Genomic DNA, 12,787 nt, shown 5'->3' with positions numbered 1-12,787 from the left:
ACGGGATACGGCCCGGCCGGCGGGGAGCGCCCCCTGCGCCGGCCGGGCCCTTCCGTGACACGGCCGGGCCGCCCGGCGACCGCCGCGACGCCCGCCCCGGGCGCCGCAGGAGAGCACTGACACGACTCCGCCCGATCCTTTCCGCGGCCGTTATTGCATGGCCATGCGTAATAGCGCATACTCTTCCTATGTCTAAGGTTCTCACCTCCCTGCCCATCGGCGAACGCGTCGGCATCGCCTTCTCCGGCGGCCTCGACACCTCCGTCGCCGTCGCGTGGATGCGCGACAAGGGTGCAGTCCCGTGCACCTACACCGCCGACATCGGCCAGTACGACGAGCCCGACATCGCGTCGGTGCCCGGCCGGGCGTCGGCGTACGGCGCCGAGATCGCGCGCCTCGTCGACTGCCGCGCGGCACTGGTCGAGGAGGGCCTGGCCGCGCTCACCTGCGGCGCGTTCCACATCCGCTCCGGCGGGCGCGCCTACTTCAACACGACGCCGCTCGGCCGTGCCGTCACCGGCACCCTGCTGGTCCGGGCGATGCTCGAGGACGACGTGCAGATCTGGGGCGACGGCTCGACGTTCAAGGGCAACGACATCGAGCGGTTCTACCGCTACGGCCTGCTCGCCAACCCGCACCTGCGGATCTACAAGCCGTGGCTCGACGCCGACTTCGTCACCGAGCTGGGCGGCCGCAAGGAGATGTCGGAGTGGCTGCTCGCCCACGACCTCCCCTACCGGGACAGCACGGAGAAGGCGTACTCCACCGACGCCAACATCTGGGGCGCCACCCACGAGGCCAAGACCCTGGAGCACCTCGACACCGGCGTGGAGACCGTCGATCCGATCATGGGCGTGCGGTTCTGGGACCCCGAGGTCGAGATCCCCGTCGAGGACGTGACGATCGGCTTCGACCAGGGCCGCCCGGTGACGATCAACGGCAAGGAGTTCGCCTCCGCCGTCGACCTGGTGATGGAGGCGAACGCCATCGGCGGCCGCCACGGCATGGGCATGTCCGACCAGATCGAGAACCGGGTGATCGAGGCCAAGAGCCGCGGCATCTACGAGGCCCCCGGCATGGCGCTGCTGCACGCCGTGTACGAGCGCCTGGTCAACGCGATCCACAACGAGGACACCCTCGCGCAGTACTACAACGAGGGCCGGCGCCTCGGCCGTCTGATGTACGAGGGCCGCTGGCTCGACCCGCAGGCGCTGATGATCCGCGAGTCGCTCCAGCGCTGGGTGGGCACGGCGGTCACCGGAGAGGTGACGCTGCGGCTGCGGCGCGGCGAGGACTACTCGGTCATGAACACCTCCGGCCCGGCGTTCAGCTACCACCCGGACAAGCTCTCCATGGAGCGCACCGAGGACTCGGCGTTCGGCCCGGTGGACCGGATCGGCCAACTCACCATGCGCAACCTCGACATCGCCGACTCCCGCGCCAAGCTGGAGCAGTACGCGGGTCTCGGCATCGTGGGCAACACGCACGAGAAGCTCATCGGCGCCGCCCAGGCCGCCTCCACGGGACTGATCGGCGCGATGCCGGAAGGCGGCGCCGAGGTCATCGCCTCCCGCGGCAGGGTCGAGGGCGACGACGAGCAGATGCTCGACCGCGCCGCGATGGAGTCCGGCACCGACTGACGGGCACGGCGGGTACGGGTCCGGGACGGCTCGGGGCACGGGTCCGGGACGGCTCCGGGCACGGCCGGGCGGCGCTTCACGTGCTCGCCCCCGGCCCGGAGCGGCCTGCCCCGCCCTACCGGACGCGGACGGCGCCGGACGGTGCCGGGATCATCTGGAGCGTCAGCGTGGCCGGGGGCTCCGCGATGCCGGGGCCACCGGCCGCGACCCATGCCAGAACGTCGTCGGTGGCGTCGTCGTCGAGCGCCCACCCGATCCAGGCGGCCCGCGCACCCCGGCCGCGCGCCTCGGTCGAGGGCTGCACGACGATCACATTGGCCTGCCCGCACGGGCCCAGGCAGTCACTCGTGCGCACCGTGAACCGCCCACCGGACGCGGCGGCCGCGTCCCGCAGTCTCGCGAGTTGACCGGCGTGGTCGGTGCCCGGGTTCTTGCGCTTGTCACCGCAGCAGCAGCCGCGGCAGACGACCAGGGTGCAGGGGCGGGCGCCGAAGCGTCGTATCGGATGAGTCGTCACCGATTGATCTTCGCACCCGGTGCCGCCGTCGGGAAGCAGGGGCTCCGCATCGCACACGGAGCGGCGGGACATCCCGGCCGGCGTCATGGCGTGCCGCGAACCGGGAGACGGCCAGGTGTCGTTCGGGCAGCTCAGACGCCTGAACGGTGATTCAATCCTTTGATCCGATCTTCACATACCCGCCGTCATCATAAAGTTGACGTAAGGACCTGGTGAAGCGTTAACTCCCCCTCGTTTGTCGAAATTCGACGTTGGGGTGAGGAAGTCATGGAGCGGGGGACTTCCGCCGTACGCGCGGGCGCAAGACGCTCGCGCGGAGCGGTGGGTGCGGCCGGAGCCGCGTTGGTGGCCCTGATGGCCACATTGGTTGTACCTGTCCAGCAGGCCGCCGCCGCGGCCCGGACAGCGGTGGACTCCCCGGAGCTGTCCGAGGAGCACCGGGCATCGGCCGAGGCGAAGAGGACGGGCCATCGGGTCGAGGTGACGGGCCTGCGGTCCGAGCGGACGTCGGTGTTCGCCAACCCGGACGGCTCGACCTTCACACTGGAGGAGTCGGCGGTCCCGGTGAGGGTCGCCAAGCCGGGAGGCGGGTGGCAGAAGCCCGACGCCACCCTGGTGCGCCGGGCGGACGGGTCGGTGGCTCCCCGGGCGGCCGCGGCACGGATGACGTTCTCGCGCGGCGGGAGCGGCGAGCCGCTGGTGTCGATCGAGGACAAGGGCCGTTCCCTGGAGCTCGGTTGGCCCGGAAAGCTGCCGGAACCGAAGCTCGAGGGCACGAGCGCGGTCTACCCGAACGTGCTGCCGGACGTCGACCTGAGGGTCACGGCGACGGTCGAGAGCTTCCAGCACGTCCTGGTGGTCAAGACGCAAAAGGCCGCGGCGGACAAGAAGCTGCGAGAGCTGACGTTCGGCCTGAAGACCAAGGGGCTGACCGTCCGCAAGGGAGCGGCGGGGAACCTCGCCGCGGTCGACTCGGACGGCCGCACGGTGTTCAAGGCGCCGCCGGCCCAGATGTGGGACTCGGCCGGCAAGGCGGCCGCCAAGGGCGGCGAGCAGCAGTCCCCGGCCGTGGCGGACGCGACCACCAAGAGCGCGAGGAGCCTGGCGGCACCGTCGAGCCGGGTGCCGGCGGATTCCTCCGAGGCCGCGCCGTCGGGTACGGGGCGCGCCCCGGGCCAGGGCGACAACGTGTCCCGGATGGACGTGAAGCTCGGCAAGGGCTCGCTGTCGGTGGTACCGGACGCCGAGATGCTCACGAAGACGGCGACGGCGGCGTTTCCGTTGTTCATCGACCCGACGGTGACGTGGGGCGAGTCGGAGCGGACGCTGCTGCGCAGTGACGGCTACGAGTCGTACGGCTGGGGCAACGGTGACGACAACCGCGGCATGGGCGCCGGCAAGTGCGGTACCTGGAACGGCTACTACTGCGGTCCCGGCTATGTGCAGCGGCTGTACTTCGAGTTCTCACCGGCGAGTCTGAAGGGCAAGAAGGTCCTCGACGCGACGTTCCGGGTCACCGAGCCCTGGGCGTTCCAGTGCGACCCGCGCTGGGTGGACCTGGTGCGTACGAACAACATCTCCTCGTCCACGACGTGGTCCAGCCGTCCCAAGGAGCTGGACTGGATGGTGGACCGGCACGTGTCGGCCGGGCGCGGCTCGCTGTGCGACCCGGACGCGCCGGACGCGCCGATCGAGTTCAACGACAACCCGGAGGAGACGAACGAGAACCTGACTCCGACCGTGCGTGACTTCGCGGCGGGCAAGTTCTCCCGGCTGACCCTGGAGATCCGGGCGCACGACGAGTCGGACACGTCGGCGTGGAAGCGGTTCCGCAACGACGCCGTCCTGGCGGTGGACTTCGTGGGGCTGCCCGCCAAGCCCACGACCATCGGCCTGGTGACCGGCTCCGGCACCTCCTGCGAGACCACCGAGAGCGACCCCGCCGTGGTCTCCGACCCCACACCGGCCCTCACGGCCACCGCGCAGACGGCATCCGGCGGTGAGTCGGGCGCCCAGCTGCGCATCGCGTACGACGTGGACCACAAGAACAGTGACGGCACCTGGTCGGACACCTCGGCCGGTAGCGGGGACGAGCGCCCGACGAGTGGCTACGTGGGTGACGGCACGAAGGTGACGATGTCCTGGTCGACACTGACCGAGGGCAAGCTGTACCGGCTCCGTGCCTGGACGCGCTCCTACTACAACGGCGGCGCGAGTCACCTGGCCGGGCCGTCGAACGCGTCGACGACGGGATGGTGCCACTTCAAGGTCGACCCGACCGCGCCGAAGGCGCCGCGGATCACCGTCGGAGCCCCGTACACCGAGTGCACGCCCAACGCCTGCGCGGCGGCCGGCGGTCCGGGACAGAAGGCGGCGTTCACGTTCGCTCCGGCGGTGGGTGACGCGAACATCGTGTCGTACCAGTACAAGATGTCGTCGCAGGACGCCTGGTCGGCCGAGATCAAGGGCTCGACGGTGAGCCGGGAGATCACGCCGCAGAAGTCGGGCACGCACAGCGTGTACGTGCGGGCCAAGGACTCCGTGGGCCGCTGGGGCGCCCAGCACGCCGTCGACTTTCTCGTCGCGGCCGGTGAAGGCCCCAACGGCCGCTGGCACTTCGGCGAGGCCAGTGGTGCGGCGATCGACTCGGCGACCGCCGCGGGCGTGACCAAGCACAACATGACGCTGAGCAGCAGCGCCGTCCGCGACGACCGGGGCAGGCGCGGGCTGATGACCCACGACGCGTCCGGTGTGCCGCTGGCGACCCCCGTCACCGACCGGGGACTCGTGCTGAACGGCACGAGCAGCCATGCGGGCACCGACTCCGCGGTGCTGGAGCCGCGCTCCAGCTACACGGTCTCCGCCTGGGTACGGCTCGACGATCTGACCAAGAGTCAGGCCATCCTCTCCCAGGACGGCACCGCGAACAGCGCGTTCATGCTCTCGTACCAGATCGCCGAGGGCTACACGAGCTGGTTCTTCGGCGTGAAGAAGGCCAACGGCCTGTACGGGGGCGAGATCTCCGAGACCCCCGCCCGCGCCAATGTGTGGACCCATGTCGCCGGCACGTACGACGCCGCGGCCGACCGGGTGGAGCTCTTCGTCAACGGTGTCTCCATCGGCACCGAGGAGGGGGTCGAGGCGGCGATCGAGCCGGCCGGCCGGTTCCGCGTCGGGCTCGTCCAGGCCAACAGCGGTTACTACCAGCCCTTCGGCGGTTCGATCGACGAGGTCACGACCTGGCAGCGGGCGCTGTCCGGCACGGAGATCGCCGACGAGGCGAGGCTCCTGACGTCCGAGTCCTTCGCGGGCACGGAACTGGTGGCGGAGTGGAACACCGCGTACGGCACCGGTACCACCGTCCCCGACTCCGCCTCCGGCTACGGACGCGCCCTCGCACTGGCCGGCGGGGCGACCCTCGCCAACGGCGAGATCGTCCTCGACGGCACGGACGGCGCGGCGACCGCGGCCGGGCCGCTGGTCGACGACACGGGCTCCTTCACGGTGACCGCCCTGGCCGCCGTGGACGGGGCCGCGTTGGCGGCCAAGCCGGTCGGGCACACCGCGCAGATCCTCGGACAGCGCACCGCCGACGGCTCGGCCTGGGGCCTGTGGTACCAGCTCACGGGCAAGGACACCGTGCTGGACGAGACGACCTTCGAGGAGCGGACCGTCCCGGTCGGCAAGTGGCACTTCGGCCGGCTGAACGCCGACGGGACGTTCTCGTCCGTCGTCTCGGACGAGGTGGCGGCAGCAGACGCACCGGTGCGGATGACCGGAGTCTTCGACGCGCAGGCCGGAACGATCAGCCTCTACCTGGGCCACAACCAGAACGGTGCCGCGACAGCGTTCACCGCCAAGGCCGGCTCGGGCGACTTCGCCGTCGGCAAGGGCTTCACCTCCGGGGTCTGGAAGCACCATCTGCCCGGCCGGCTGTCCGAAGTCCGGTTGTGGGCGGGTGCGATGGCGAGCCCGGAGCAGATCGACACCACGGTGGGCGACTGACGGCCGACAGCGGGCCGGTCCCCGAACCGAGGACACACCACGGGCGGCGCTCGTCGAGCGCCGCCCGTTCGCGCGGCCGTGTCGGGCCGTGCGAGCAACAAGGGCACTCCTACTGACTGGTGGGTTCAGCAGATGAGATTCACAGGCACGTCACGCCGAAGTCGCGGTGCGACGTGGCGCAGAGAGAAGCGGGCGCTCATATCGCTCCTGGCACTGGCACTGTCGTTGCCGGTCGGACTGGCGCCCGTGGCACAGGCCGCGGACGGCGGCCTCGGGCGCCAGAAGCCGCCCGGCCAGCGGGTGAGCAAGGTCAGGGCGATCGACACACCCGGTGCGGACAAGTCCCGCCGGAAGGTCGCCGCGGACCGTGGAACCAACGCCGATCAGGCACGCAGGGCCCGGACGGAGCAGCAGGCCCGCTGGCCCGGCAAGGGCACGGCGACCGTCGCCGTCCCGGGCGGCAGGGCCGGCAGGGCCTCGCCCGCCGGGGTGCCCATCAGCGTCGATCCCCTGCCCGTCAAGGGCGGCGAGACGCCCGGCGAGGTGCGGGTGACGGTGCTGGACCAGAGCGCGGCCCGGCGCGCGGGTGTCACCGGCGTCGTACTGACCGCCGCGTCCGACACCGCCGGCCCGGCCGAACTGAGCGTCGGCTACGGTGCGTTCGCCTCCGCGATCGGCGGCGGCTGGTCCCAGCGGCTGCGCGTGGTGAAACTTCCGGCGTGTGCGCTCACGACGCCCGAGAAGGCGGAGTGCCGGACCCGGACTCCCGTGAAGTCGCGGAACGACCACGGTGAGCAGACCGTGTCCGCGGAGCTCACGATTCCCGCGGCGGCCGGTGGCCCGGAGACGCAGCTGCTGTCCGGCGCCACCGCGTCGTCCGGGGCGACCGTACTGGCGGTGACCGCCACGGGCGGCTCCGGCCAGTCCCCCAAGGGCTCCGGCGACTACACGGCGACGTCGCTCGCCGAATCCTCGTCGTGGAGCGCCGGCGCCGGCTCGGGCGCCTTCTCCTGGAACTACGACTTCAGCATGCCCCCCGCGGCGGCCGGCCCGACGCCGATCCTGTCGCTCGCCTACGACTCGGGCAGCGTCGACGGCCGCACGGCCACCACCAACAACCAGGGCACGACGGTCGGCGAGGGCTTCGAGTTCACGGAGTCCTACATCGAGCGTTCGTACGGCAGTTGCGACGACGACGGCCACAAGGACGTCTTCGACCGCTGCTGGAAGTACGACAACGCCCGGCTGGTCCTGAACGGCAAGTCGAACCGTCTGGTCAAGGACACGACCTCGGGCGCGTGGCGGCTCGAGGGCGACGACGCCTCGCAGGTGACCCGCTCCACCGGCGCGGACAACGGTGACGACAACGGTGAGTACTGGACGGTCGTGACCGGCGAGGGTGTGACGTACACCTTCGGCAGGAACAAGCTCGACGGCGCCACCACCCAGCGCACGAACTCCACCTGGACCGTGCCGGTCTTCGGCGACGACACGGGCGAGCCCGGCTACGCCGACGGCACGGACTTCGCCGGCCGCGCCAAGACGCAGGCGTGGCGCTGGAACCTCGACCTGGTGGAGGACACCTCCGGGAACGCCGCCACCTACTGGTACACGAAGGAGACCAACCACTACCGGAAGAACAACGCCACCAAGGCGGAGGCCGGTTACACCCGCGGCGGCCATCTCGACGAGATCACCTACGGTCTGCGCAAGGGCGCCCTGTTCACCGACAGCGCCGACGCCAAGGTCACCTTCGGGTACGCCGAGCGGTGCACCGCGGCGGACTGCACCTCGCTGACCGAGAGCACCTCCGACAACTGGCCGGACGTTCCCTTCGACGTCATCTGCACCGACGGCGACGCCGACTGCGACGGCTACGGGCCGACGTTCTTCACCCGCAAGCGGCTGACCGGCGTCAACACCTTCTCCTGGAACGCCGCCACGAGTGCCTTCGACCCGGTCGACTCCTGGACGCTCACGCAGCAGTACCTGGACGGCGGTGACATCGGTGACACCTCCGACCAGAGCCTGACGCTCCAGTCGGTCAAGCGGACCGGCAAGGCGGGCACCGCGATCGAGACGAAGCCGGTCTCCTTCACCTACCAGATGCGGCCCAACCGGGTGGACGGCACGGACGACATCCTGCCCCTGACCCGCCCCCGTGTTTCCACGATCACCTCGGAGACCGGAGCCATCACCACCGTGACGCTCTCGGCCCCCGAGTGCGTGCGCAGCGCTGTCACCGGCGCGGCAGAGGACACCAACACCCGTAGCTGCTACCCGCAGTTCTGGAACATCAACGGCTCCGCGGACGCTTCCGTGGACTGGTTCCACAAGTACCGGGTGCTCGCCGTCACCGTCTCCGACCCGGCCGGTCAGAACGACGTCGTCGAGAACTCGTACGACTACGCGGGTGCCGCCTGGCACCACAACGACGAGCCGTTCACCCCGAGCGGCGAGCGCACCTGGTCCGCCTGGCGCGGCTACCGGCAGGTGACCACCCACACCGGAGCGCTGAACACCACCCGGTCCAAGGCCGTCTCCCTGTACATGCAGGGCATGGACGGCGACAAGAAGAAGGACGGCACCACCAAGTCCGTCACCCTGGCCCCGCTGGCCGCTCCGGCGCTCGGCGCCGGCAGCATCAAGGACAGCGACCAGTACGCCGGGCAGCTGCGCCAGCAGGTCACCTACGACGGTGCGACCGCGATCAGCGCGGTCGTGAACGAACCGTGGTCGAAGGAGACCGCGCGGCAGACCGTGCCCGGCGCCGGTGACCATGTCGCACGCTTCGTGCGGACGCGGGCGTCGACGTCGTACACCTATCTGACCGCCGCGAAGAACTGGCGGACCCGGACGGTCACGACCGACTACGACGACCTCGGCATGCCGTACCGGGCGGACGACCGGGGCGACGACGCCAAGAGCGGTGACGAGACCTGCACCCGCACCTGGTACGCCCGGGACACCACCACGGGTCTGACGAGTCTGCCCTCGCGCACCAGGGTGGTGGGCAAGGCGTGCTCGGTCTCCGACGCCGACCTGAACCTGCCGGCCGACTCGTCCCAGGCCGGGGACGTGCTCTCCGACACGGCTGTCGGCTACGACGGCGCCACCACCTGGTCGGCGTCGATGAAGCCGGTCAAGGGCCTCACCACCTGGGGAGGACGGGCCGCCGGCTACGACACCGCGAACGCGCCCGTCTGGCAGAAGACGGTCTCCAGCACGCACGACGTCCTGGGCCGCCCGCTCACTGTGTCCAACGCCGACGGCAAGTCCCTGACCACCGCCTACACGCCCGCGACGGCCGGGCCGCTGACCAGGACCGCCGTCACCGACGCCAAGGGCCACACCGAGGTCGACTTCCTGGACGCACGCCGCGGTCTGAGCGTGCGCAGCTATGACGCGAACCTGAAGAAGTCCGAGTTCGCCCACGACGCTCTGGGCCGGCTGACCGGTGTGTGGCTGCCCAACCGGAACAAGGCGGCCGGGGACGGCGCGAACCAGACCTTCGCCTACAACCTGAGCAACACCAAGCAGTCCTGGGTGTCGACGTCGACGCTGAAGAAGGACGGCACGAGCTACAACACCAGTTACGCGATCTACGACGCGCTGATGCGTCCGCTCCAGACGCAGTCGCCGACCCCCGACGGCGGCCGGCTGCTCAACGACATGCGCTACGACTCGCGTGGCCTGGTGTACGAGACGTACGCCGACATCTTCGACAACACCTCGGCTCCGAACGGCACGTACACGCGCGCCGAGTTCGGAGAGGCACCCACCCAGACCAACACGACGTTCGACGGTGCCGGCCGGCCCGTCAGCACGGAGCTGATGGTCTTCGGCGTATCGCGCTGGACGACGTCCACCAGCTACACCGGTGACTCGACGGCCGGCACCGCGCCCACCGGTGGGTCCGCGACCCGCACGATCACCGACGCCCTGGGACGCACGGTCGAGACCCGCTCGTACGCCGGGAACCAGCCGACGGACACGGAGTACGGCGGCTCGCTCGGAGCGACGTACGCCTCCACGAAGTTCACGTCCGGTCTCGACGGCCGGCAGACGTCCGTCACCGGCCCCGACGGCGCACGGTGGACGTACGGCTACGACCTGTTCGGCCGCCGGTCGAGCTCGACGGACCCCGACAAGGGCCTCGTCACCACCGGCTTCAACAATCTCGACCAGGTCGTCAAGGTGACCGACGCGCGCGGCACCACGCTCGTGACCGGCTACGACGAGATCGGCCGCGTCACCGGCACCTGGAACGGGTCGAAGACAGACGCCAACCAGCTCACCGGCATCACGTACGACACCATCCTCAAGGGCCTGCCCACCGCGTCCACCCGCTACGTCGGCGGCAAGGCCGGTCAGGCGTACACCAAGTCGTTCACGGCGTACGACAGCCTGTCACGACCGACGGCCACCAGGCTCGACCTGCCCGCCGACGACCCGTTCGTCAAGGCGGGGGCACCCGCCTCGCTGGAGTACACCAGCTACTTCAACCTCGACGGCACCCTGCAGAACAGCCAGGAACCCGCCCTGGGCGGCCTGGGGTCCGAAACCATCTCGTACGGCTACGACGCCCTGGGCAACGTCACCTCCGTCGGCGGCTCCACCGGCTACCTGCTCGACACCGACTACTCGGCCCTCGGCCAGGCCCAGCAGCTCGTGCTGGGCACGGCGAACACCGAGGCGGTGAAGAAGGCCTACGTCACCAACACCTACGAGCAGGGCACCGGCCGCCTGACCCGCAGCCATGTCACGGACCAGACGCACCCGTACATGCTGCAGGACCTCAACTACTCCTACGACGACGCCGGGAACGTCACCTCCATCGCTGACCCGACGACGCTCGGCGGCAGCGGCAAAGCCGAGACCCAGTGCTTCGCCCACGACGGCCACCGCCGCGTGACAGAGGCGTGGACGCCGTCCTCGCAGAACTGCGCCGACCCGCGCAGCGCCACCGCCCTGTCGGGCCCGGCGCCGTACTGGAAGTCGTACACCTACAACACCGCGGGCCAGCGGACCTCGGAGACCGCCCACACCGGCGGCGGGGACACCAGGACGACCTACTGCTACACCGCCGCCAAGCCGCACGCACTGACCGGCACCAGCACCAAGGGCGACTGCACGGCCCCCGACCGTTCCTACGGCTACGACCCGACCGGCAACACCACCGCCCGTCACGGCGCCAGTGGCCCGCAGGACCTCGACTGGTCACCGGAAGGACAGCTCGCCAAGCTCACCGAGGGCGGCAAGGCCACCGACTACCTGTACGACGCGGCCGGCGTCCTGCTGGAACGCGCCACCGCGGGCGGTGAGCGGGTCCTGTACGCCGGTGCCACCGAACTGCATCTGAGGGCCGACGGCACGCTCTGGGCACAGCGGTACTACAGCTCCGGTGACCTCACCGTCGCGGTGCGGTCCAACGAGTCGGGCACCAACCGGCTGGCGTACCTGGCGGGCGACCGCCACGGAACGCAGAGCCTGGCGATCGCCGCCGACAGTGCCCAGACCTACTCCAAGCGGTACACGACCCCGTTCGGAGCCGAGCGGGGGACGCCGACCGGCGCCCCCTGGCCCGACGACAAGGGTTTCCTCGGCAAGACCGCCGACGAGACCACCGGACTCACGCATCTGGGCGCCCGCGAGTACGACCCGGTCCTCGGCCGGTTCATCAGCGTCGACCCACTGCTCGAGACGTCGAAGCCGCAGTCGCTCAACGGTTACGGCTACGCGGAGAACAACCCCGCCACCCTGACCGACCCCACGGGCATGGGCTCGTTCACCTGCAGCAGCGACTGCAGCGAGCAGATCAAGTTCCAGGAGGAGCACCTCGCGCCGAGCCTGTGGTCGGGCGAGACCTGGGAGCAGAAGTACCCGGACTACCCGAGGACGAAGGTCACCATCAAGACCAAGCCTCCGGTCGGTATGTCGGAGGCGGCCAAGAAGGCCTGGAAGGCGGCGCTCAAGAAGATCGAGTCGAAGGGCACCTGGTTCGGCAACGGCGCCGAGACGGCGGACGGTCTCGCCGCGATGAGCGAGCTGTTCTGGAACACGTTCTGCAGCAAGGCCAAGGCCGAGTGTCCCAAGGACCGCCCGGTGGCGACCTCGTTGGGTGACTTCGGCCTCAAGCAGCACGACACGGGCTGGGGCATGCGCCTCGAGCCGCAGGCCGCCTCCGCGGGCCTCGTGGGCATCACCGCCGCGGCGGCGATGAAGCTGCTCATGGACCCGGAGCACGTGCGGGGCCAGACGTCGCAGTACATCCACGACCTCGCGGAGAAGGCCGGCATGTCCTCGGCGCCCATGAAGCCGACCTCGGCGACGGGCGGCAAGGGAACCAGGTTCTTCGTACCGGGCGATCCCGACGTCATGCTGTTCTACGAAGTCGGTGACCCGAACGTGAAGGACAAGGTCCATCAGGGCCCGTACGTGAAGTACCAGATCCGGGGCGAGGGCAAGGACGGAGCCGTCCGGGTGCCGCTCTCCGGAAACCCGCACCCGCGTGAGGGCGGACGCGTTCCCACAACCACCGCTCAGCGCATTGCGGACTTCCTCATGAAGACGCGACGCCGATAAAGCGGTGACAGTGACGCGATAGGCGTCAATCGAAGTGGCC

The 12,787-nt window shown here is 70.2% G+C and carries 4 protein-coding genes; 3 read left to right on the top strand and 1 reads right to left on the bottom strand.

Translation table 11 applies throughout. From position 1 onward, the window contains the following. Window positions 1-188 precede the first annotated feature (188 nt). Window positions 189-1,640 carry an argininosuccinate synthase gene (gene argG / locus ACFYV1_RS04285; RefSeq protein WP_389393804.1) on the top strand — a complete coding sequence of 484 codons (1,452 nt, stop codon included), beginning with the start codon at window positions 189-191 and terminating at the stop codon, window positions 1,638-1,640. A gap of 115 nt (window positions 1,641-1,755) precedes the next feature. Here argG and ACFYV1_RS04280 read toward each other — a convergent pair whose 3' ends face one another. Continuing rightward, window positions 1,756-2,157 carry a (2Fe-2S) ferredoxin domain-containing protein gene (locus ACFYV1_RS04280; RefSeq protein WP_389393803.1) on the bottom strand — a complete coding sequence of 134 codons (402 nt, stop codon included), beginning with the start codon at window positions 2,155-2,157 and terminating at the stop codon, window positions 1,756-1,758. Window positions 2,158-2,511: 354 nt separating this feature from the next. Between ACFYV1_RS04280 and ACFYV1_RS04275 the strand changes: the two genes are divergently transcribed. Together ACFYV1_RS04275 and ACFYV1_RS04270 are read left to right on the top strand one after the other, a co-directional pair. Beyond that, window positions 2,512-6,162 carry a LamG domain-containing protein gene (locus ACFYV1_RS04275; RefSeq protein WP_389393802.1) on the top strand — a complete coding sequence of 1,217 codons (3,651 nt, stop codon included), beginning with the start codon at window positions 2,512-2,514 and terminating at the stop codon, window positions 6,160-6,162. 132 nt (window positions 6,163-6,294) lie between these two features. Beyond that, the gene (locus ACFYV1_RS04270) at window positions 6,295-12,747 is read left to right on the top strand and encodes an RHS repeat domain-containing protein (RefSeq protein WP_389393801.1); all 6,453 of its coding nucleotides are present in this window, start codon (window positions 6,295-6,297) and stop codon (window positions 12,745-12,747) included. The last annotated feature ends 40 nt before the right edge of the window (window positions 12,748-12,787 follow it).

It is taken from the genome of Streptomyces sp. NPDC003023 (assembly GCF_042888225.1).
Taxonomy (GTDB): Bacteria; Actinomycetota; Actinomycetes; order Streptomycetales; family Streptomycetaceae; genus Streptomyces.
The sequence above is the reverse complement of the archived record's forward strand: the minus strand, read 5'-3'. Positions and strand labels throughout refer to the sequence as shown.